The organism is Synechococcus sp. ROS8604, assembly GCF_014279655.1.
GTDB lineage: Bacteria > Cyanobacteriota > Cyanobacteriia > PCC-6307 > Cyanobiaceae > Synechococcus_C.
Window position 1 is genome coordinate 1,097,307 of the sequence record NZ_CP047946.1, and the last position, 21,030, is coordinate 1,118,336.

At 55.8% G+C, this 21,030-nt stretch carries 19 protein-coding genes; 8 read left to right on the plus strand and 11 right to left on the minus strand.

Features of this window, described 5'->3' with window-relative positions; all coding sequences use genetic code 11:
- The first annotated feature begins 86 nt into the window (after positions 1-86).
- Positions 87-638, plus strand: a complete 552-nt coding sequence (locus SynROS8604_RS05800; protein ID WP_186545479.1) for a hypothetical protein — start codon at positions 87-89, stop codon at positions 636-638.
- On the opposite strand, the gene SynROS8604_RS05805 is transcribed toward SynROS8604_RS05800, so the two are convergent.
- Both SynROS8604_RS05805 and SynROS8604_RS05810 read right to left on the minus strand, forming a co-directional pair.
- Positions 607-1,584, minus strand: coding sequence for an LCP family protein (locus SynROS8604_RS05805; protein WP_186545838.1), 978 nt, complete (start codon positions 1,582-1,584; stop codon positions 607-609). The genes SynROS8604_RS05800 and SynROS8604_RS05805 overlap by 32 nt on opposite strands.
- Positions 1,585-1,799: 215 nt before the next feature.
- Entirely contained in the window at positions 1,800-2,840 is a 1,041-nt protein-coding gene (locus SynROS8604_RS05810; RefSeq protein WP_304623185.1) for an NAD(P)-dependent oxidoreductase, read from the minus strand.
- Between the two features lie 195 nt (positions 2,841-3,035).
- On the opposite strand from SynROS8604_RS05810, the gene malQ reads away from it, so the two are divergent.
- Complete coding sequence (gene malQ / locus SynROS8604_RS05815) at positions 3,036-4,562, plus strand: 4-alpha-glucanotransferase (RefSeq protein WP_186545480.1); 1,527 nt, start codon at positions 3,036-3,038, stop codon at positions 4,560-4,562.
- Here the strand turns inward: malQ and SynROS8604_RS05820 are convergent.
- Both SynROS8604_RS05820 and SynROS8604_RS05825 read right to left on the minus strand, forming a co-directional pair.
- Positions 4,529-5,377, minus strand: a complete 849-nt coding sequence (locus tag SynROS8604_RS05820) for a RodZ family helix-turn-helix domain-containing protein (protein ID WP_186545481.1) — start codon at positions 5,375-5,377, stop codon at positions 4,529-4,531. The two genes, malQ and SynROS8604_RS05820, sit on opposite strands and share 34 nt — an antisense overlap.
- A 16-nt stretch (positions 5,378-5,393) precedes the next feature.
- Positions 5,394-6,125 carry a pseudouridine synthase gene (locus SynROS8604_RS05825; RefSeq protein ID WP_186545482.1) on the minus strand — a complete coding sequence of 244 codons (732 nt, stop codon included), beginning with the start codon at positions 6,123-6,125 and terminating at the stop codon, positions 5,394-5,396.
- Positions 6,126-6,318: 193 nt separating this feature from the next.
- Between SynROS8604_RS05825 and SynROS8604_RS05830 the strand changes: the two genes are divergently transcribed.
- Complete coding sequence (locus SynROS8604_RS05830) at positions 6,319-7,284, plus strand: RpoD/SigA family RNA polymerase sigma factor (RefSeq protein WP_186545483.1); 966 nt, start codon at positions 6,319-6,321, stop codon at positions 7,282-7,284.
- 8 nt (positions 7,285-7,292) lie between these two features.
- Here the strand turns inward: SynROS8604_RS05830 and SynROS8604_RS05835 are convergent, their stop codons facing one another.
- Both SynROS8604_RS05835 and SynROS8604_RS05840 read right to left on the minus strand, forming a co-directional pair.
- Positions 7,293-7,772, minus strand: coding sequence for a hypothetical protein (locus SynROS8604_RS05835; protein WP_006852311.1), 480 nt, complete (start codon positions 7,770-7,772; stop codon positions 7,293-7,295).
- A gap of 43 nt (positions 7,773-7,815) precedes the next feature.
- On the minus strand, positions 7,816-9,525 hold the full coding sequence (locus tag SynROS8604_RS05840; RefSeq protein WP_370586561.1) for an ABC1 kinase family protein: 1,710 nt from the start codon (positions 9,523-9,525) through the stop codon (positions 7,816-7,818).
- A 167-nt stretch (positions 9,526-9,692) separates the two neighbouring features.
- On the opposite strand from SynROS8604_RS05840, the gene SynROS8604_RS05845 reads away from it, so the two are divergent.
- Together SynROS8604_RS05845 and SynROS8604_RS05850 are read left to right on the plus strand one after the other, a co-directional pair.
- On the plus strand, positions 9,693-11,117 hold the full coding sequence (locus SynROS8604_RS05845) for an aminotransferase class I/II-fold pyridoxal phosphate-dependent enzyme (RefSeq protein ID WP_186545841.1): 1,425 nt from the start codon (positions 9,693-9,695) through the stop codon (positions 11,115-11,117).
- Positions 11,114-12,034 carry a phosphatidate cytidylyltransferase gene (locus SynROS8604_RS05850; RefSeq protein ID WP_186545484.1) on the plus strand — a complete coding sequence of 307 codons (921 nt, stop codon included), beginning with the start codon at positions 11,114-11,116 and terminating at the stop codon, positions 12,032-12,034. Before SynROS8604_RS05845 ends, SynROS8604_RS05850 begins: the two co-directional genes overlap by 4 nt.
- Before the next feature lie 38 nt (positions 12,035-12,072).
- Here the strand turns inward: SynROS8604_RS05850 and SynROS8604_RS05855 are convergent, their stop codons facing one another.
- The 5 genes from SynROS8604_RS05855 to SynROS8604_RS05875 form a co-directional block, all read right to left on the minus strand.
- A complete protein-coding gene (locus tag SynROS8604_RS05855) occupies positions 12,073-12,711 on the minus strand; it encodes a DUF2993 domain-containing protein (protein ID WP_186545485.1) in 639 nt (212 codons plus the stop codon).
- Entirely contained in the window at positions 12,708-13,574 is an 867-nt protein-coding gene (locus SynROS8604_RS05860) for an alpha/beta fold hydrolase (RefSeq protein ID WP_186545486.1), read from the minus strand. The genes SynROS8604_RS05855 and SynROS8604_RS05860 overlap by 4 nt, the downstream gene beginning before the upstream one ends.
- Entirely contained in the window at positions 13,571-14,704 is a 1,134-nt protein-coding gene (locus tag SynROS8604_RS05865; RefSeq protein WP_186545487.1) for an iron-containing alcohol dehydrogenase family protein, read from the minus strand. The genes SynROS8604_RS05860 and SynROS8604_RS05865 overlap by 4 nt, the downstream gene beginning before the upstream one ends.
- 7 nt (positions 14,705-14,711) lie before the next feature.
- On the minus strand, positions 14,712-17,294 hold the full coding sequence (locus tag SynROS8604_RS05870) for an ATP-dependent Clp protease ATP-binding subunit (protein WP_186545842.1): 2,583 nt from the start codon (positions 17,292-17,294) through the stop codon (positions 14,712-14,714).
- Between the two features lie 211 nt (positions 17,295-17,505).
- Complete coding sequence (locus SynROS8604_RS05875) at positions 17,506-17,907, minus strand: GNAT family N-acetyltransferase (RefSeq protein ID WP_186545488.1); 402 nt, start codon at positions 17,905-17,907, stop codon at positions 17,506-17,508.
- 93 nt (positions 17,908-18,000) lie between these two features.
- On the opposite strand from SynROS8604_RS05875, the gene lysA reads away from it, so the two are divergent.
- From lysA to SynROS8604_RS05890, 3 genes are read left to right on the plus strand one after another with little or no spacing between them, the layout of a single operon-like run.
- Entirely contained in the window at positions 18,001-19,362 is a 1,362-nt protein-coding gene (gene lysA / locus SynROS8604_RS05880) for a diaminopimelate decarboxylase (RefSeq protein WP_186545489.1), read from the plus strand.
- Between the two features lie 29 nt (positions 19,363-19,391).
- Positions 19,392-20,225: a diadenylate cyclase CdaA gene (gene cdaA, locus SynROS8604_RS05885; protein WP_186545490.1), complete on the plus strand. Its 834-nt coding sequence runs from the start codon at positions 19,392-19,394 to the stop codon at positions 20,223-20,225.
- Positions 20,222-20,995 carry an isoprenyl transferase gene (locus tag SynROS8604_RS05890; protein ID WP_186545491.1) on the plus strand — a complete coding sequence of 258 codons (774 nt, stop codon included), beginning with the start codon at positions 20,222-20,224 and terminating at the stop codon, positions 20,993-20,995. Before cdaA ends, SynROS8604_RS05890 begins: the two co-directional genes overlap by 4 nt.
- Positions 20,996-21,030 lie beyond the last annotated feature (35 nt).

Sequence of the window (21,030 nt, forward strand, 5' to 3'; positions counted from 1 at the left end):
TTTGAGAACGGCGATGATCTGATCGTAGTGCTGCATCGCCTTCCTATCCATAAACGGTGCGGATCGGATCTCCCTAGGGTCGATCAATGCTCGATTTCACCTTGGCTCTTGTCGGAGCTGGCCCCCTTCCTGAGCTCTCGATGCGTGAGGGTGCTCTTCAGCTTGCCGATCGCTTTTCGGCTGAGTTGGTGCCGTTGGCCTGTGGGTCGGAACCCCACAGCGGCTTGCAGGCACTGGCCGCGCGGCAGCGCGATCACAATCGCCCCACACTGCTGCGTTTGAGTGGAGACGCGGCGATGGCTGAGGGCTCGTCGGGAAGCTGGCTTGATGCGCTGGCGGCCTGGCGATGTCCTGTGCTGCTGTTGGTCCAACCAAATGCAGCTGGTTTGATCCCTGGCATCGCACCGGCCTCCGTCGCCCTGTGTCACTCCCTCAACATTCCATTGGTTGGCTTAGCTCAACTTGGCGGCCGCTGGGATGTAACGGCCCGTCGAAGGGACGGCTTGCCCTGGTGTGGTCACTTGGATACGACCGATGATGGTGAGGCTGCTTCTGATGCACTGGTTCGTTCCATCCAGCAGCGCTGGAAACGCATGAACCCAGCCATCAGTTCTGAGCTGGCCAGATTGGCAAGTTGAGATTTGGCTTCAGTTCGCGCAGCATCTGCTGACCGGCCCGTGGAGCAAGAGGAAGCTCCGTAATGACTGGTGGTGAGGGCGCACTGATCGCTGCAGCAATCAGGCTGAGCATCTCTGTGCTGCTGATATCGGTTGTGACTTGATTGGAAAACACATTCAGCAGCTCAGGTACCACTGTGACGGCATCGATTTCCACTAACTGCTGATGCACGCCTTGGAGCAACAGCTGTTGCCTCACTCTGCGCTGATGGTCGTTATTGGGCTTGGGTTTGTGCCGTGCGAGTTGTTCTGCCTGAGCGCCGTTCAGTGTTTGCAGTCCGGCCTGCAGGTTCACGCTGTAGCCCTGGGACTTGTCCTCGTATTTGTAGGTCTGGTTCAGGGTGACTTCAATGTCTCCAAGTCCCTCCACAAATCTGCGCAAGCCTTGTCTGGGGAGGACTAAGTAGCGATCTGGCTTGTTTGTCGGAAGATCGATCAGCTCGCCAATGACGTCAGAGGTGAGAGCGATTCCTCCGTGTTGCCACGTTTTAGAAAGAGCCTGCATCTTCTCGATTCCTGGCAGTTGAACGGCCAGTTCTGTTGGCAACTGCAAAATCTGAACAGGCTGTTTCGTGCTGATATTCACCAGCATCAAACTGTCGGCGTTGGCAGGTCCTTGAGGTGCTGCTTTGTTGGAGGGGGCATTGATCGTGTCTGCATCAAGGCCGACGACCAGCACCATCACAGCTTGTTCCGGAAGCGGAGCGAGGCTTGTTAACCCATCGGACGACGGCACATCGGCGCCGGCAACGTCTGGTTTGGGCCAGATTGTGGTAATCGCTGTACCTGCTAAGGCAGTGCCCAACAATGCAGCACCAATGCGCAAAAGACTGCGCCCGGGGCGGTCGCCCAACCAGCTTTTGCTCGGTTGTTGCTGCGAGTCCCCACTCAACGCTGGTTCCCCCATGCGTGATGTTGTGATCATTGATTAGCCAGTCTCGCTCAGCCTCGCTGAATTGGGAATCAAAGCCTGAGCAGCGAACTGCCATTGGACCCAAAGGAAGGGTGCATCTCCTGATGGATCTCAGTTCTAGGAAAAGATTGAAGAGCTGGGATAAGTCTTCTTTGTGTTCTGATTCAGTGTCTGATGGATTTTTTTTTGGGATAACGAAGGAGGTCTCGTTAAAACAGAGCAGCATCCCCTAACTCTTGGCCAGCCATTCCTTCTTTGTGCACCCTTGCGAAAAATTGTTCGAGGGTGTCATCGCCAAAGGAAGGGGTTGCATCGGGGTCATAGCAAGCACGCTTTTCGTCCCATACCAACATCGATTCACTGGCGTAATAGCAACCGATACGGGCGAATTCAGCTGTGTCTTCCATGGCTGGTATCAGCTCTGCAACTTTTTCTAATAGGGCCGTTGGGGCATTCATGACTGCCATCGGTAACGAAAACATTCTCGGGGAGCGGCCTAATGTTTTGAAGAGCATTTCCCCTTGCGTCCGCGCGCTCAAGGCCGGGCCGGGTCCCCCGATGGGTAAAACTTGGTTCACTTTGTCTGTTTCATGAACGCAATTAGCTAAGAAGCATGCAAGATCTTGTTCACTGATTGGCTTACAACTTGTTAGCTCTCCATTGCCAAACATCACATAAGGTGCACCTTTTCTGCAGCTCTCAAATTGGCCTGCAATGCTTTTGAAAAAGGCTGTGGGCCGAACGATCGTATGGGTGATTTCTGCGTCTTCTTGGAGCCGAGTTTCGAATGCAAGCTTCGCTTTTTGGAATTCTAGAATTGGCTTCTGTACGCAGATGGCTGAAAGCATCACGAAATGCGCTACACCAGCCTTCCGTCCCTCGTTGTAGGTGTTGAGGTTGGCTTCATAATCAATGGCCCATGAGTCCTTCTTGCCGCCCGTTCTTGATGCAAGGCAAGAAATCACCACATCGGTGGGCTCGTTGAAGGCATGTGTTGCTAGTGACGCCGGATTGCTGACATCGCCAAATCTCACCTCTGCACCGGGGAAATCGGCCACCACATCGGCTTGACCTTTTCGTCCTCCGATTCCACTGGATTCGCGGGCGAATGCCATCACCTGATATCCACGCTCTACCAGCTCTTTCACGACAAATCGTCCGATGTATCCGGTGGCCCCGAAAACGGCCACCCTCACTTGATCTGGAGAGCGTTCTCGAAAATCATGGCGCGGTAACAGGGGGGGGAGCACGTCGTGACTCGGTCGATCTGGACCAACGCTAAAGCGTGAATCTTTCATTTACAAACGACGCCAGCTAGGAGACCACCGTCATTGCGATCAGCCTGAGCAACGAGCTTCGATCGTTGTTGAGACGCTCCGTAAGATCAAAAAGGTCGGATCCCTTGATGCCCTTCGACCGTCTGACTCCCCGAATGATTGGCTTCGATGGTTAAACACTCCAGAAGCGAAAGGGCGCAGAGGGTTGGTGTTCTCCTGCATCCCACGGCCCTGCCGGATTCACCGGTGTGTGGAAGCTTTGGACGGTCAGCCCGCGCCTGGTTGAAGGCTTTGGCGGACCATGGCATCAATGTTTGGCAGGTTTTGCCCCTGGCTCCTCCTGATGGCACAGGGTCTCCTTACAGCTCCCCCTCCAGTTTTGCCCTGAATCCTTGGCTTCTGGATGCCGAAGATTTGGCAGAGGAGAGTTTTTTGGCGTCCGGTGATCTTGAGCATCTCCCTGGCGCTGAGCCCAAGCCGGAAGCCAGCGCTGAGGTGGACTTTCAGTTGGCGGATGCGCGTGCTGCGGCCCTGGCCCATGCGCTTGCCGCCCATTGGCCTCAGCAATCCTCTGCGCGTAAACAACAATTTGAACGCTGGAAAGTCGACCAAACGCATTGGCTCTCGGATCACGTCAATTTTGTGGTGCTCCGTGAGCAACACAACGGTTTTCCCTGGTGGTCTTGGCCCCATCCGCTCGCTGTGCAGCAACCTGCTGCCTTGGCGCAGTGGCGGCTTCAGCATGGTGAGGCCTTGCTGGAGCAGGAACTTCTCCAATGGCATCTCGATCGTCAGTGGCAACGTCTGCGCGTGCAAGCTCTGGAGTTAAACATCGAGATCCTTGGTGATCTGCCCTTTTATGTGGCTCGCGATAGCGCTGATGTTTGGAGCCATCGCTCCCTGTTTTCGATTGCGGCTGATGGACGCATGCGGCTTCAGAGCGGCGTGCCGCCCGATTATTTTTCGGAGACCGGCCAGCTTTGGGGAACACCGGTTTACAGCTGGGCCAGGCACCGGCGGACTGGATTTCGTTGGTGGCGCAATCGCTTGAAGCGGCAGTGGAGGCTTGCCGATCGCCTGCGCTTGGATCATTTCAGAGCCCTCGCAGGATTTTGGGCGGTTCCCGGGGATGACGACACGGCTCAAAATGGGGTGTGGCAGCGCTCACCCGGCCATGAGTTGTTGCGCCTGCTTCGTCGCGATGCCGGAGGGAAGCTTCCTCTCGTTGCCGAAGATCTTGGCGTGATCACGCCAGATGTGGAACGGCTCCGTGATCGCTTTCGTTTGCCAGGGATGAAGGTGTTGCAATTCGCCTTTGATGGCAACCCCAAGAACCCCTATTTGCCGTGCAATATCAAAGGTCGCCGCTGGGTGGTCTACACCGGTACCCATGACAACCCCACAACGATGGGGTGGTGGCAGAGACTGGATGAATCCTCTAGGCGCCAACTTGGTGAGCTGCTGGGATGTCATGTGGAGTCACCAGGATGGCAATTGATGGAACTCGGAATGGGAACGTCCGCTGAGCTCGTCGTGTCTCCTTTGCAGGATTTGCTGCATTTGGATGATCAAGCCCGATTCAATACGCCAGGCACGGTTGGCGGCAATTGGTGCTGGCGGATGAGCGCTTTTGATGAGGCCTTGCAAGGAGCTCTCAAGGGTTACGGGGAGAGAGCAGCGGTCTGGGGCAGGTGATAAGAACCAGGTTGATTGGTTTTTGGAGCGAGAACTTGTCCGTTCCAGCTCACGGAGTCGGCCTCGCCTGGTGGTGGGTTGATGCTGAGGTCCACTGGGGGTAACAGCTGCAAGGTCACGGTTCCAGTGGCGCCCTGAAGGTTGGTTCGATCTCCTCCTTCACTGCGCAGATTGATCTGCCTGGGTTTGTTGAGGTTGATCTCGAGTACGCCGGGTTTTGTGAGTTGATCGAGAGGGAGAGCAGGCTTTCCAGGACTGGCAGTGATCACCTCCTCTAGCGGGCGCAAACCCTTCAACATCTGATCACTGTCCAGCGGTGTATTAATCGGGATTGGCCTTGGCGAGAAGGCATTGAGGATGATCAGATGACGTTGTTGATGGTTCAGAGCCAGAATCGATCCGAGGATTACAGCGCCATAGACCACGCTTCCTTGCCACGTGGTGAAGATATCGATGCTGCCAAGAGTGAAGCGCGTGCCTCGACCGTTGGTCGCTAAGCGATTCGATCCGGGTTTGTTCGGGAGGGCTGCTAAAAGGCTGTTGTTTGGAAGGTCGAAATAGGTCTCCAAGCGCTGCAACATCGCCACTAAATAGGCGGGTTCCGGGAGGCGGTCTTGCCAGCCGCGTTCGAGAGCTTCCAGAACCGGTGTTGTGATTCTCACCTCTTTGGAGAGGTCTCGCATGCTGAGGCCCTTTCGTTCTCTCTGTTCTCGCAGCAGTTGTCCCGCCTCCTCCAGGGAGTTATTGCGACTCTCAAGCGGCGAGGGAGCTTGTTGCTTGTTTTTGAGACGTCGCCAAGGGAGGGAAAACTTCATCGCGGCGATGCCGTTATCAGGGGCACTCGTTCCGTTCCAAACGGATAGAGGTCCATTCTGAACCTGTTAACTCGCGCCAGTGGCCCTCTGGCAAAGAACCGAGATCAATGGACGAGATGGCTGTTCGTTGAAGATCCAGCACTGGGTGGCCAAGGGCGTCGGCCACCCGGCGGATTTGGCGATTCCTTCCCTCCGTGAGGATGACTTGTAAAAGCGATTGGTTGGCTCCTTGTTTCAGCAGGGAAACCTCGGCCGGTTGTGTGGGTATGCCGTCGAGGCTCACACCGTTGCGCCAGCGCTGCAGCGTTGTGGATTTGGGCTTCCCCCTAACCAGCACTTTGTAGGTTTTACGGTGCGCATAGCGGGGGTGCGTGAGTTGCAAGGTGATGGCACCTTGATTGGTTAACAGGAGAGCTCCGCGGCTGTCTCCATCCAGTCGGCCAATGGGGTGAAGGCCGCGTCGGAGCGACTCGGGTATGAGATCGAGAACCGTCTTACGCCCTTGGGGATCACTGCAGCTGCTGATGACCCCGGGGGGTTTGTTGAGCAGGATCAGTCCTGGGCTCGAGGGCTGAGACAAGGGACAGCCATCCACCTCGATGCGGTCGATGCTTGGATCGGCTTGGTCGCCAAGTCCCGCTGTGACCTGATTCACCTTGACGCGGCCCTCGCGCAGAAGGTCTTCAGCGTGTCGCCGCGAACAGACTCCAGCAGCAGCGATCAGTTTTTGCAACCGTTGGCGGCTCACCGGTTCACTCCTTGGCAATGATCTGACGCTGTTTTGATCCAGTGATCATCAAGAGTGATCATCATGAGTGGTAGCAGTCATGACGGAAAAGATCTCAGTTTCGTCATTTTGTCAAGTGGATTGGATGGGTGCCAACGTGAAGAAAATCATAAAAAGTGGTAGATTAGGAAATGAAAACGTTTCGTAATTGCCGATGGCGCCCTTGGCTCTGCTCCCCGATGCGGACCTCGTGCGTTCGTATTTGCGAGACATCGGCAGAGTGCCGTTGTTGAGTCATCAGCAGGAGATCACGCTGGGCCGTCAGGTGCAGGAGCTGATGGATCTCGAGGCGTTGGAAGCGGAATTAAAAGATCAGCGCGGCGAAGACCAGGTGGCCCGAGAAGAAGTGGCCAAAGCCGCTGGTGTGAGTGCAGCGCAACTCAAGCGCAAGCTGCAGGCGGGCCGGCGAGCCAAAGAGCGGATGGTGGCTGCCAATTTGCGCTTGGTGGTGAGCGTCGCCAAGAAATACACCAAGCGGAATATGGAACTGCTGGATTTAATCCAGGAGGGAACGATTGGTTTGGTGCGTGGTGTGGAGAAATTTGATCCCACCCGGGGCTACAAATTCAGCACCTATGCGTATTGGTGGATCCGTCAGGGCATCACCCGTGCGATTGCGGAGAAGAGCCGAACGATTCGCTTGCCGATTCACATCACCGAGATGTTGAACAAGCTGAAAAAAGGCCAGAGAGAATTAAGTCAAGAGCTGGGCCGCACCCCCTCGGTAACGGAATTGGCCTCGTTTGTGGAACTTCCAGAAGAGGAAGTGAAGGATTTGATGTGCCGTGCCCGTCAGCCTGTGAGCTTGGAGATGAAGGTGGGAGATGGGGATGACACCGAATTGCTGGAGCTGCTGGCCGGTGATGCTGAGCTGCCGTCTGAACAGGTGGAAGGCGAATGCTTGAAGGGAGACCTGCGTGATCTATTGAGTCAGCTGCCTGAATTGCAGGGAAAGGTGTTGCGTATGCGCTACGGGATGGACGGGGAAGAGCCGATGAGCCTCACGGGCATTGCCAAATCCATGAAGATGAGTCGTGATCGGACCCGAAGACTCGAACGCGAAGGCCTAGAGATGTTGCGCCGAGGTGATGAACAACTCCAGGCCTATGTGCTTGTTTAAGCCTGAATTCAGAAGAATTCGTCAAAGTTGTCGAAATCAACGGCTTTGAAATTGCCTGACTCCACTTGAGTCATTAATCGCTCCAATTGCACCCATAACGCTCCACCCGTGAGAAGGGAAAGCAGCATGGCAACAAGGTATCCAGCCCCAGACGCGAAGCCAAACACTTGAAGTGACCCTCCGATGAAAAGGGTGATGCCGAGCAGGGTTCCGGCATAACTCATCGTGACTTCTGCCGTCCCAAGGGGCAGAAGGGCGAGCCGATCTTGTTTCCATCCGTCTAAGCGAATCTGGATCAGACGCGCAAAGGTGAGCCCGCACAACACGCCAATGGCTAGCCCCAGCCCCGCCACGAGATAGGGCGGCTGGCTCATCGGAGCGTATTCCAGCAATATTTCACTGGGATCGAGATCACCAAAGAAATCACTGAGTGCATCGAGGTCGGCTTGGTCTAACTCGATGGGCATGAGGTCAGGGGCTAATCCCATAACAGTGAGGTTGAGAGTGTGAGGTGAAAGCGTTGGGGGGACCCTAAGCGGCAGCTAGTGGATTCAGTTGTTGGAGCATGCGCCCTGCAATGCGACGCGGGCTGAAGGTGCGTCCAAGCAGGGAGGTCAGGGATCTGATGTCTGCTGTGCTGAGGCGATCGTCACGCACGAGGGTGAGCATCAGCCGTCTGCGCAGGCCGGCGCCATCCTTGCTCAGCAGTAAGCGCAAACCTGCTCCCGCAACTGGGATGAGTTCAGCACCCGGTGTGGGTGCATCGCTTCCCACAACGTCGAGGAGGCTTTCCAGTCTTTCGAGGCGTAGGTGGCCCTCGGAATCAAACAGGACCTCCAAAAGCTTTTCGCGCATTTCTTTGGTGTCTCCCGCCAAGAGTCGCTTCGCCACGTAGGGGTAGGCCACGGCAATGATTTTGAAATCTGGGTCTAGACGCAGGGCAAGACCCTCCTGACTAACAACGGCGCGGATGATCAGAGCAAAGCGAGCTGGCACGCGGAATGGATAGTCGTACATCAATTCCGAAAAGCGATCGGTAATCGCCTTGAAATTGAAGGTGCCAACGGAGTCGCCCAGGCTTCCCCCCAACACTTCTCTTAACGGAGGAATGATCGACTCCAGGTCGGCATTGGGTGCCAAGAATCCCAGCTGTTGGAAATCCTTAGCGAGCGCTGAAAAGTCTTTATTGATCAGGTGAACCACGGCACCAGTGAGCGTTAAGCGGTCGGCATCACTGATGGAATCCATCATTCCGAAATCGACGTAGGCCACGTGACCGAGATCCCCCGTTTGTCCACTCAAAGCAAACAGATTTCCCGGATGAGGATCGGCGTGGAAGTATCCATATTCGAGAAGTTGCTGGAGACCGCTAATCACCCCCGTGCGGATCAGGGCTGGGGGGTTGAGACGTTGAGATTTCAACTCCTGCCGATCTCGCATTTTTGTGCCATGAATCCAGGAGGTGGTGAGCACACGCCTGGCGGATAACAGGCGCTCAACCTTTGGAATCGTGACGGCTGGATTATCAGCAAACAGCGCAGAAAATCGTTCGGCATTGTCGGCTTCGCAGTAGTAATCGATTTCTTCAAACAAGCTGCGACCAAATTCATCGATGATCTCGCCCAATCCGAAGCCCAAGTTGAGAGGCAGGAAAGGTGCTCCGATCACGCCCAAGGTGCGAATCAGCACCATGTCGCGGCGCAAAATAAACGCAAGATTGGGCCGTTGAACCTTCACGGCAACCCAGTGCTGACCGTGCAAACGCGCCTTGTAGACCTGCCCCAGACTGGCGGCAGCAACAGGGACGCCTGGAAAGTCTTCGAAGAGTTGCTCCACCGGAGCGCCTAGCTCCTCTTCAATAGTTTGCAGGGCGATCGCATGGTTGAAAGGGGGGAGATCGTCCTGAAGCTTGGTGAGTTCATCGAGCCAATCGCGTCGGATCAGATCAGGCCGTGTGGACAGGGCTTGCCCCACTTTGATGAAACAAGGCCCCAGATTGGTGAGGGTGCGAAGCAGGGTTCTGGCCAGTTTTCGCTGCACCTCGGCGTCCTTGCTTCTGCCGCGAAGCAGCAAGCTGACGACCAACCCCGTGAGTGCCCAAAAGATTTGGAGCACCCGCGGCAAATAGATCCACGGTCGGAGGAAGAGCCAGCGCGCATCCTTGCCAGGGGCATAACGCATGCGTTGTTCGGAAGCGTCTTTAGGCGGGGTGTTGTTGGCCAGACTGATTCGTTCTGCCATATCCAACACACTTCGAATCTCTAGAGCGTGAATCTTAGGCAGATCGTTCCTTCAACTCGTTTCATGGGCGATTGAATGGCCGTCGTTGTCGTGTTGTTGTCTTTTCGTTCCATCGCTTTCTGGGCGACCCTGCCCCTTTTTGCTGGACTGAAGAAGCGCAGGCCCTTATGCACTCCTTAATTCCCTTATTGCGGCCTGATCGTCGGCAGCCTCTGCACTTGCCAGTGCATGGTCGGGGCAGAGCCTTGCCACCCGCTTTGAAGCGTTTGCTGCGGCAGGCACCCGGTAGTTGGGACCTCCCAGAACTTCCAGAGATTGGTGGCCCCCTTGAGAGCGAAGGGGCTGTGGCTGAATCGCAAGCACAACTGGCTTCCCTATTGGGTGTTGAGGGTTGTTGGTTTGGTGTGCACGGAGCCACCGGTTTACTTCAAGCAGCGCTTTCGGCTCTGGTTGGACCTGGGCAGGCGGTGTTGTTGCCGCGCAATGCGCATCGCAGCTTGATTGCTGCCTGTGTGATGGGAGGGATCCGGCCTGTGTTTTTACCCGTTCCTTTTCTGTCTGATCGTGGACATCCCGGTGCGATGTCTGAGCCATGCCTGGAGCAAGCGCTCATGGCTCTGCCTTCTATCCCCGAGGCGATCGTGGCTGCCGTGTTGGTGCATCCCACATATCACGGGTATGCGTCCGACCCCACGCCGTTGATCGCAGCCCTGCATCGGCGCGGCTTGCCGGTTCTGGTGGATGAGGCGCATGGCACCCACTTCGCTTTCTCTGGCAGGGAGGACCTCCCGAGCTCCTCCCTGCATGCGGGCGCTGACCTCGTCGTGCATTCCCTGCATAAATCAGCGCCTGGTCTCGGGCAGACAGCCGTGCTTTGGCTGCAAGGGATGCGAGTCAGCTCTGAAGCGGTGCAAGCGTCGTTGCTCAGGTTTCAGACCAGCAGCCCCAGTGCCTTGTTGTTGGCTTCCTGTGAGGCAACGTTGCATTGGATGCTGACCTCATCATGGGAGCGTTTGCTGCAGCGAAGGTTGCAGGAAGCGCATCAAATCGCCGCTCGCCTTCGTGCTGCAGGACTGCCCTTGGGCAGCAGTGATGACCCCTTGCGTTTGATTTTGGTGACGGCAGAGCAGGGAATCAGCGGTTTGGATGCCGATGCCTGGTTCATGCAGCGGGGATTGATCGCCGAGCTCCCAGAACCTTTGTGTTTGACCTTTTGCCTTGGCTTGGCGTCTCAGCGTGGGTTGGCTCAACGCATGCAACAGCTTTGGCGGAGGCTCCAGCTGTCCCAACCCCGGTCTGGGCCCTTGGAGCCGTTGCTTGTGCCGCCTCTGGAGACCAGTTCAACGCCTGAACTGCTTCCAGCGCTTGCCGTTCGGGCCCAAGCCTGTGAGCTGTCTCTTCAGGACAGTGGTGGGCGCATTGCCGCCGACATGATTTGTCCCTATCCGCCAGGGATTCCATTGCTGATCCCTGGAGAAAGAATTGAATCGGATCGGTTGGAGTGGTTATTGAGTCAGCACCGGAGATGGCCGGAACTGGTGCCCGGTAAGGTGAAAGTTCTGGCTGAAGAGCCGCAGGTGCAACTGGGGTGATTTCAGAAGGAGCAAGCAGCAGCAAAGGCAAAACCAAGACGGGTTTTGATCGCAAGCGCTTGCTCAGTGGACTGCTGGCTGGCGCTTTTGGGTTGCTGGTGGTGGGACTCGGCGGCTGGTGGTTCACGCTCGCGTTGGGGGTGATCGTGCATCTGGGCTTGTTGGAATTTTTCCGAATGGCCCAGTTCAAAGGTATGAGGCCTGCCACGAAAACCACGCTTGTGGCGTGTCAGCTCTTGCTTTTGAGCACGCAGTGGGCCAATTCAGGAGGTCTTCCGGCTCTTTTGCCTGATGCCGTGCTGCCCTTATCCGGTGCAGCCATTTGTGGTTGGTTGCTCTTGCAGCCGGTCACAGGATCGATTGCGGACATCGCCGCTTCCATTTTTGGTTTGTTTTATCTCGGCTTTCTTCCAAGCCATTGGTTGAGACTTCGCAACCTGACTGATTTTGAAGTTGCCCCCATTTTGCAACGGCTAAGCATTGATAATTCCTGGCTTTCATCGGGCTTATTAATCACTTTGGCTGCCTGTTTGATGGTGGTTGCGAGTGATATTGGCTCCTACATGATTGGTCGTCGACTCGGTCGCCATCCCCTGTCTCCAATCTCTCCGTCAAAGACGATTGAGGGGGCGATCGGAGGAGCCTTGTGCTCTGTTGTGGTGGGGGCTTTGATGGCAAGCCTGATGGGCTGGCGCCTGGGGTGGCTGAGTGGTGGTTTGCTTGGAGCGTTGGTGGCGTTATTTGCTCTTGTCGGTGATCTGACCGAGTCGATGATGAAACGCGATGCAGGAGTGAAAGACTCTGGAGATGCTCTTCCAGGCCATGGGGGGATTCTGGATCGGATTGATAGTTATTTGTTCACCCCAGCGGTGGTGTACTACGCCTTGATTTTGATCATGCCTTTGCTCGCCAACTAGCGTTTCGAGTTGCAGGTCACGGAATGATCAAGGACTGATTAGGGGCTGACAGTGGCCTTCCCTTGAAGGATTAATTGACCTGCTTTGAGGTTTGCCTTGTCAATGTGAATGCCGGAATCCATGGGCAATAAAAACGATTTTCCTGACTCGAGCTGAGTGATTTGAATGGTGCCCTCCGCGGCCTGAAGACCAAACCGAGCGCGAACAGGATCTTGGGTTGCAATCACGGCTGCCTGCAATTCCAGTAAGTCGTCGTCAATGCTCAAGGTTTGCAGAGGTGTGAGCCCCATCAATTGCTCACTGATGAGATCTCCTAACCACCTCCAACGATCACTGGCGAGGGCTCGGTTGAGATCGGCTCCGCTGAGGACCACTTCTCCATCAATGGTGAAGGGGTGGGAAAGCTGAATCGGCTGGCCAGGATTGGAGGGATTGATGTGGGCTTGAAGGGCACCGGATTTGAGCTCAGCCCGCAGAAGGGGGAGTTTCTGAAAACTCACTTTGCGGGCGGTTAAGGACACACCTTCCAGCTTGCCGCGCAGAAGTTGCAAAGCTGATCCTTGGAGTTTCAGCTTCAACTCACCGACGTCATCGCATTGACCTCGGATCCAAATTTGCAGACCATTGGACAGCAGCTGTAGCAGCGGGCCAGAGCTATTTGCGTTCATGGGAGTCATTCTGATGCTTGCCAGCGTTTCGCCACCAACTCCGGTTGATCGAGATGGGGAAGATGCCCGCAATTGGCAACCGATTCAAGCTTGTCTCCCAATAATTCCTGCGCGGAACGTTTTTGAGGGGCGCGCAGGATTCGATCCTGTTCACCCCAGAGCACATGCAGGGGTTGAGGGGGAAGGGGGTCACCACACCCGGCAAATCCTCCGCTGCGGGCGAAAGCCGCTAACGAACGGGCCCACCCAGGCACCTTGAGATGCAGGGATGCAATCTCAATTTCTGGTTCTCCAACGTTGCTGTCGGGATCGGCGAAGGCTTGTCTGCATAAACCCCGTCTCACGCCAGGTCTGCCTAGAAACCAAACCCCTAGTTGGTCCAGCACCGGAGGCAGGGGCATCGGTTTGCCATCCAGTCCTGCTGGAGCAAGAAGCAGCAAGCGATCGATGCGTTCGGGGTGGCGCCGCGCCAGTTCCATCGCGACAGAGCCACCCATTGATGCTCCGATCACACCGATGGTTTCGTCTGTTGGCAGGGTGTCGAGCAGGGCATCGAGATGGTTGAGCACCAGCTCAGGTCCGTAGCTGATTTGTTCTGGCCTTGGACAGAACCCGAAACCGAACAGATCGGGAATGATCAGCGTGTTGTTGGTTTTGAGCAGGGGCACCAGACGTCGGAATTCCAGATTGGAACTATCAAATCCGTGCAGTAGCAATACCGGTGGCCCACTGCCCATAGTCACCACTGGGTAGTGGTCTGCCCCGCTATCGGTGCAGGCAAGTTCCAACCACTCCAAGCCCTGGAGCTGTTCACGGGCCAGAGGATCGAGAAGGGTGGATGCAGCGTTCTCGAGAATGCGCTTGTTGGTCAAGCTTCGGTCTCCAGCGAGGTGCTGACGGAGCGATTGTCTGCGTCGGTGCTCAAGAGAGCTTCCAGCAGATCGGTCTCAGTGACGTCGAAGGGGAGATGGTGCAGGTCGGAGCCTGGCCGGCAGGCGAAGCTGCAAATGGCGCGCAATTCATGCAACCCAGCTTCTCCCAGTCCAAGATCTTGCAGCGTGACCGGGACACCCAGCTCTTGAAGCAGAGGCAAAAGTTGACGACGGGATTGGGCTGCTAGTTGATTGCCGCCAAGGCGCTCTTCTAGCCGGAGCTGGACAAGAATGCCGAAGCCCACTTTTTCTCCGTGCAACTTGCTGTGACAGGCATGCAATTGCGTTAAGCCGTTATGGACCGCATGGGCCGCAACCGTTCTGCATTGCGCACCTCCAAGGCCACCAATCACCCCGGCGGTGAGACCACAGGCCTCAGCCACCCGAACCCAGGCTTCACTCTCCGGTTGAGCCATCGACTCGCGGGCATCGATCAGAAGTTGATCGCGAAGCACACGGGCCATCTGTACGGCCTGTTGGATGATTCCGTCCGTGCTGGATCCGCTCCCCACAGATGCCTCGTACCACTTGGCGAGGGCGTCGGCGATGCCACTGGCCAACGTTTGATTCGGGGCTTGGCGAACCAGGCCATGATCAAAAATTAAAAGATCTGGGCAAGAAGCGAGTGCCTCGTCGGCAATAAAGGCTCCATCGGGGGAATAAATGTTGGCAAGCGCTGTCCACCCGGCGCAGGTCGCGGCACTGAGCGGCACCGTGACGCATGGAAGTTTGAGTCGATAGGCCAGGAGTTTTCCTGCATCTAAAACCTTTCCTCCACCGGCTGCAATCACGGCATCACAGCCTGTTGCCTGCAGTTGGGCCTGCAGGCGTGTGAGGTCGTCTTCGCAGCAGTCGAAATGGAGTTGGCTCTCCACAACAGCCAAATCACAGCCGATGAGATCGGCCTTTAAACGCGCACGAATGGATTGGGTTGCGGGACTGCGTCCGAGTAGGGCAGGTCGCTGACAGAGATCAGCAATAGCAGGAAGACCTTGTTGCCAGGCTTGCTCTCCCCGGATCACCCGGGAAGGAGCAATGGCATGGGTATGGCAAACCAACGACGTGGTCATGCTTGCTTCAAACCCCAGCGTTGGCCAGTTGAGGTGTCACTGGGGCGGTGGTGTTGAGGTGTCGAACAACCACTTTTTTGTCGTGGTCGATGTCCACTTCAGCGGAATCCCCCTCCTTGATGCGCCCGGTGAGGACTTCCTCCGCCAGGCTGTCTTCGAGAAGACGCATCACGGCACGACGCAAAGGTCTTGCGCCGTAAGCAGGGTTGTAACCCTCCTCCACAAGGCGCTCTTTGAAAGCATTGGACACCGTCAAAGTGATTCCCTTGTCGCCGATACGAGCGAAGACTTCTTTAAGCATGATTTCTGCAATGTCTTTCACCTCCTCACGGTTGAGTTGACGGAAGACAATGATTTCGTCAAGACGGTTAAGGAATTCAGGGCGGAAATACTGCTTCAGTTCCTCATTTACAAGAGATTTGATTCTGTTGTATTGATTCTCTTCGGCATTTTCACCAGAGAATTCGAAACCTAAACCACCACCACCTTTTTCAATCACTTTCGAACCGATGTTCGAAGTCATGATGATCAAGGTGTTTTTGAAATCAACGGTTCTTCCTTTGGAATCGGTCAGGCGACCATCTTCGAGAAGTTGCAGAAGCAAGTTGAAGACATCGGGATGGGCCTTCTCAATCTCGTCAAAAAGAACAACGGTGTAGGGACGACGGCGAACCGCTTCAGTGAGCTGACCTCCTTCGTTGAATCCCACATATCCGGGAGGTGAACCGATCAATTTGCTGACCGTGTGCCTCTCCATGAATTCCGACATGTCGAGACGGATCATCGCTTCTTCGCTACCGAAGAAATAGGCGGCGAGAGCCTTGGTGAGCTCGGTTTTACCGACGCCGGTGGGGCCAGAGAAAATGAAGCTGGCAATCGGACGATTGGGGTTTTTAAGGCCAACGCGTGCCCGCCGAATCGCCTTGGAAACCGCTTTCACCGCCTCATCTTGTCCAATCAAACGTTTATGGAGGGTTTCCTCCATGTTCAACAATTTCACGGACTCGCTCTCGGTGAGCTTCTGAACGGGGACTCCAGTCCAGGAGGCCACGATGTGAGCGATATCTTCCTCGTCAACAATCGGAGTGGTGAGGAGTTGAGGTTGGGCTGTGGATCCCTCCGCTGAATCGGAGGGCACAGCCTCTCTCACCGCACCTTCGCTGGTTTGGCCGGCATCCCCGCTGTTAACAGGGGACTCTTCTCGGCTGCTTTGCAGCAACGTGCGGATCTTTTCACGCAACTCAACTTCTTTGTCGCGGAGTTCTCCTGCGCGACCGAAGTCTTGATCGCGAACAGCATCCTCTTTTTCCTTCTGGACAGCGCGGAGTTCTTTGTCCACTTCCTTGGCGGCAGGGGGAAGCTTGGAATTCAGCAAACGAACTCTGCTGCCAGCTTCATCAATGAGATCGATGGCCTTATCTGGAAGGAAGCGATCGGAGATATAACGATCCCCCAAGGTTGCTGCTGCATCTAGAGCTGCGTCGGTGATTTTGAGGCGATGGTGCTGCTCGTAGCGCTCGCGCAGTCCCCTCAGAATTTCAATGGTGTCTGGAATGGAAGGTTCGCCCACGGTGACGGGCTGGAAGCGACGCTCCAGGGCCGCATCGCGCTCAATGTGTTTGCGGTATTCGTCAAGGGTAGTTGCTCCGATGCATTGGAGTTCGCCACGAGCCAGTGCTGGTTTGAGGATGTTGGCGGCATCGATAGCACCTTCAGCCGCTCCAGCACCGATCAAGGTGTGAACTTCGTCGATCACCAAGATCACATTGCCGGCTGATTTGATCTCTTCCATGATCTTCTTGAGCCGCTCCTCAAATTCCCCTCGATATTTCGTGCCTGCAACGAGCAAGCCGATATCGAGTGTGAGAACACGCTTCTCTTCCAAAATGTCTGGGATATCCCCCTGCTGAATTCTCTGAGCAAGACCCTCAGCGATGGCCGTCTTGCCAACACCTGGTTCCCCTATCAGAACAGGGTTGTTTTTTGTGCGTCGGCCGAGGATCTGGATCACCCGATCGATTTCTTTGTGACGTCCAACGACCGGATCTAGTTTGGATTCAGTTGCCAGTTGGGTGAGGTTGGTGCCGAATTCATCCAACGTTGGAGTTTTGGTGGACCCTTTGGCTCCGCCACCACCTCCGGCTCCCACTTCAGCTGTTTCGCCAAGCATGCGAATCACCTGAGTGCGTACCTTCGCCAGGTCGACTCCGAGGTTTTCGAGCACGCGTGCCGCAACCCCTTCGCCTTCGCGGATCAGGCCTAAGAGGAGGTGCTCGGTTCCGATGTAGTTGTGACCCAACTGCCTCGCCTCTTCCAAGGAGAGTTCAAGCACGCGCTTGGCACGGGGAGTGAAAGGAATCTCAACGGCAACGAAGCCTGATCCCCTTCCAATGATTTTTTCAACTTCAACCCGAGCGTCCTTGAGATTGACGCCCATCGACTTGAGCACTTTGGCGGCGACGCCAGTGCCCTCACCGATCAAACCCAACAAAATCTGCTCTGTTCCAACAAAGTTGTGGCCGAGGCGACGGGCCTCTTCCTGGGCCAGCATGATCACCTTGATGGCCTTCTCGGTAAACCGCTCGAACATCTTGAGGGCCGTTAATGGTGAAACCAAGCTATCAGGGATGAAGAGTTGTTGTGATCACTCTCGATACCAGCTCAGATCCCAGTAGTGATTTGGGGTGAGCATCTCAAAAAGTGTTAATCAATGCAGAAATGTAGTGCGGGTTTCTGTTTGATCAGTGCGGTTATCCCTACCCATTGCGTGCTGAATTGATTCAATTCAGTTTGATGTCTGTTTACAGCTCAAGGGATTGAATCAAGGCGTCCTTGCCGTTGCGGTAATAGCCGGACCTGCGACCAATGGTGTGAAAGCCCAAAGCCCCGTAAAGAGCGAGGGCTCCATGGTTGTCTTCGGCCACATCAAGAAAGGCCTGCCTTGCTCCGGCGCTGCTGGCGTCCACGAGCAGCTGTTTCAAAACAGTTCGGCCCAGTCCCAAGCGCCGTTGCTCAGGATCAACGGCAACCACGGTGATTTGGAGCTCATCGAGGACAACCCAGCCGCAGGCCACTGCAGACAAATTGTCTGAGCCCTCTGCAATTCCGACACAAATGCGCTTGGGATCGGAGAGTTCACGCTCCCAATGGTCGGCATTCCAAAGGCCATTGAGCGCTCGGGCATCGAGTTTCAGGCAGGCCAAACCATGCGTTGGATTGAGCCTGATTGTTTTTGCAGTCAGGGTTGAGAAGCGTCGCTTCTTACATTGCCCTGATTGCCTGCCCCTGACGAAGCCATGGCCACCCCTTACGAATCCGGCTGTGATCCTGTCAGCCCCAATCGAAATCTCGCTCCCGTCTCGGCTGAGCTTGATGATCAGGGCCGTCTGATGGTGGGCGGCTGCCGTCTGAGTGAACTCGCAGAGCGATACGGAACCCCGCTTTACGTCCTTGATGAGCTGAGCATTCGCGCTTCGGCTCAGGAGTACCGCGAAGCTCTAAAGCGTCATTACCCCGGCGATTCCCTTGCCGTGTATGCATCAAAAGCCCATAGCTCCTTGGCCTTAACCGGACTCGTGGCCTCAGAAGGGCTGGGTCTTGACGCCGTTTCAGCTGGAGAGTTGCTAACAGCACTCGATGGAGGGATGCCGCCAGAACGCATGGTGCTGCATGGCAATAACAAGTCGGTGGAGGAGCTCGCCCTTGCCTACAGCCATGGCGTGATGGTGGTGGCTGATAACCAGCACGATCTGGATTGCCTCGCTGAGCTCGTTCCTAAGGGTGGAGCACCGGTTCGCTTGATGTTGCGTTTCACGCCGGGCATCGAGTGCCACACCCATGAGTACATCCGTACGGGACATTTGGACAGCAAATTTGGGTTTGATCCCGATCAGTTGCAGCCCGTGCTGACAGCGTTGGCCGGGTGTGCTTGGGCCCGTGTTGAAGGCCTACACGCGCACATCGGCTCGCAGATTTTTGAACTGGATCCGCATCGGGATTTGGCGGCTGTGATGGCAGATGCCCTCAAGTTGGCCCGTGAGCTCGGACATCCAGTGCGTGATCTCAATGTCGGTGGGGGGCTGGGAATTCGCTACGTCGAATCCGACGATCCACCATCGATTGATGCTTGGGTCAAGGTGGTGGCAGAAGCCGTGACCTTGGCCTGCAGGGAGCGTGGTCTTGAGCTACCGCGCTTGATGTGCGAGCCGGGTCGTTCTCTGGTGGCATCCAGTGGGGTGACGGTTTACACCGTGGGCGCACGCAAGGTGGTTCCTGGCATTCGCACCTATGTCTCTGTTGACGGTGGGATGAGCGACAACCCGCGTCCGATCACCTACCAGTCGCTCTATACGGCCTGTCTTGCTGACCGTCCCCTGGCAACGGCAGACGAAACGATCACCTTGGCCGGAAAGCACTGTGAATCCGGTGACGTGTTGCTCAAGGATCTGCCGTTTCCGACTTGCCGCAGTGGGGAGGTGCTCGTGGTTCTGGCGACGGGTGCCTACAACCTCTCGATGAGCTCGAACTACAACCGGATTCCAAGACCCGCTGCCGTGCTGGTGCATCAAGGCGAGGCGGAGCTGATTCAGCGGCGAGAACAGCCAGAGGATCTGCTTCGTTATGACCTGATGCCAGATCGCCTGCGCTCGTTAAAGTGAGCTGAACGTATGAGGGGTGCATAAACGGAATGGCGGTGTTGCAACTTCGCCTGCTGATCGACGTTTTCTGCGCCTCTGCTCTTGGTTTTCTTCTCTTTACGAGGGTCAACGAGCAGCGAACCCTTTGGCTGTTAAGGGGTTACCTGTTTCTTGTTGCTCTCGCTTGGTTCGTTAAACGGTTTTTCAATCTTCCACTCACATCGACGTTGGTCGATGCCTTGGTTCTTGCCTGTTCGCTTTCTTTGGCCATCCTTTGGCAAGGGGAATTGCGCCGGCTGATGGAGCTTCTCGGCACCGGAAGGCTTGCCGTTTTGTTTGGGAATCCTCAAAGCAAGCTCAGAGCGACCGCCAGCACCGTTGCGCAACTCACGGATGCGGCTGGTCGGCTGTCCAAATCGCGCCGTGGTGCCTTGATCGTGGTGGATTTGGGTAGTGATTTGCGCCCCGAGGATTTCCTGAATCCAGGGGTGAGCGTCGATGCTCAATTGAGCAGTGAACTCCTTCTCAACCTGTTTGCTTCTGACACCCCTCTTCATGACGGTGCTGTGGTGCTGAAGGGAAATCGCATTATTTCCGCTGGCGTGATTTTGCCGCTGTCGCGGCAAGGGATTAGTCGCTACGGCACCCGACACCTCGCGGCCTTGGGCATCACGGAACGCTTTGACCGCTGCATCTGTGTTGTGGTTTCGGAAGAAACAGGCACGCTGTCGCTCGCGAATCAGGGCAAGCTCGAACGTCCGATCACCAGTTCGCGTCTTCAGGATCTCTTGACCGAATTGATGGCGGCTCCCGTGACTTCAACGCCAGCGAAAACCGGGTCTTCACGTAGCGTGAAAAGTGCTTCCCAGGACTCATCGCCTTGAGTCAACGCTTGGTCACTAGTTCAGATGACGCTCGGATTGAGGTTTGTCCTGCCGAGATCAATCCTCAGCGTTTGCCGGCCCACGTAGCAGTGATCATGGATGGCAATGGACGCTGGGCCCAATCAAGGGGTTTACCGCGGGTGATGGGGCATCGGGCAGGTGTTGAGGCTCTGAAAGCGACTTTGCGTCGCTGTAGCGATTGGGGTGTGAAGGCTCTCACCGCCTACGCCTTCTCCACGGAGAACTGGTCTCGCCCTGGCGACGAGGTGAATTTTTTAATGACGCTGTTTGAGCGGGTGCTCGAACGGGAGCTTCAGGCCTTAGAGGCGGAGAGGGTGCGGATCCGTTTTCTTGGTGATCTTGAGCCCCTGCCGTCCCGTCTTCAGTCCTTGATTGAGGAGGCGACAAAGCGCACGGCGTCCAACGATGGAATTCATTTCAACGTTTGCACCAATTACGGCGGACGGCATGAGCTGGTGATTGCTGCCAGACGGCTGGCTCAACGGGCAGCCAGTGGGGAGCTTGACCCCGCTGAGATCGACGAGCAGACCCTCTCAGGCGAATTGTTCACCGCCGGTGAAATCGATCCTGATCTCTTGATTCGCACCAGTGGGGAACATCGAATCAGCAATTTTTTGTTGTGGCAGCTTGCCTATGCCGAAATCCACGTCACCGATGTTCTTTGGCCCGATTTCGATCGTGATGCCTTAATCGGTGCTTTCGTGGATTACCAAAGCCGAACCCGTCGCTTTGGGGGGTTAGTGGTCTAATCGCCGATGCTCTGGGATCCTGAGGGTTCGAGGTT

Bases quoted from the DNA above. Each gene is read 5' to 3' on its own strand.
- SynROS8604_RS05800 (WP_186545479.1), top strand. From the start codon at position 87: ATGCTCGATTTCACCTTGGCTCTTGTCGGAGCTGGCCCCCTTCCTGAG.
- SynROS8604_RS05805 (WP_186545838.1), bottom strand. From the start codon at position 1,584: ATGGGGGAACCAGCGTTGAGTGGGGACTCGCAGCAACAACCGAGCAAA.
- malQ (WP_186545480.1), top strand. From the start codon at position 3,036: ATGGTTAAACACTCCAGAAGCGAAAGGGCGCAGAGGGTTGGTGTTCTC.
- SynROS8604_RS05820 (WP_186545481.1), bottom strand. From the start codon at position 5,377: ATGAAGTTTTCCCTCCCTTGGCGACGTCTCAAAAACAAGCAACAAGCT.
- SynROS8604_RS05830 (WP_186545483.1), top strand. From the start codon at position 6,319: ATGGCGCCCTTGGCTCTGCTCCCCGATGCGGACCTCGTGCGTTCGTAT.
- SynROS8604_RS05835 (WP_006852311.1), bottom strand. From the start codon at position 7,772: ATGGGATTAGCCCCTGACCTCATGCCCATCGAGTTAGACCAAGCCGAC.
- SynROS8604_RS05840 (WP_370586561.1), bottom strand. From the start codon at position 9,525: ATGGCAGAACGAATCAGTCTGGCCAACAACACCCCGCCTAAAGACGCT.
- SynROS8604_RS05845 (WP_186545841.1), top strand. From the start codon at position 9,693: ATGCACTCCTTAATTCCCTTATTGCGGCCTGATCGTCGGCAGCCTCTG.
- SynROS8604_RS05855 (WP_186545485.1), bottom strand. From the start codon at position 12,711: ATGACTCCCATGAACGCAAATAGCTCTGGCCCGCTGCTACAGCTGCTG.
- SynROS8604_RS05865 (WP_186545487.1), bottom strand. From the start codon at position 14,704: ATGACCACGTCGTTGGTTTGCCATACCCATGCCATTGCTCCTTCCCGG.
- SynROS8604_RS05870 (WP_186545842.1), bottom strand. From the start codon at position 17,294: ATGTTCGAGCGGTTTACCGAGAAGGCCATCAAGGTGATCATGCTGGCC.
- lysA (WP_186545489.1), top strand. From the start codon at position 18,001: ATGGCCACCCCTTACGAATCCGGCTGTGATCCTGTCAGCCCCAATCGA.
- cdaA (WP_186545490.1), top strand. From the start codon at position 19,392: ATGGCGGTGTTGCAACTTCGCCTGCTGATCGACGTTTTCTGCGCCTCT.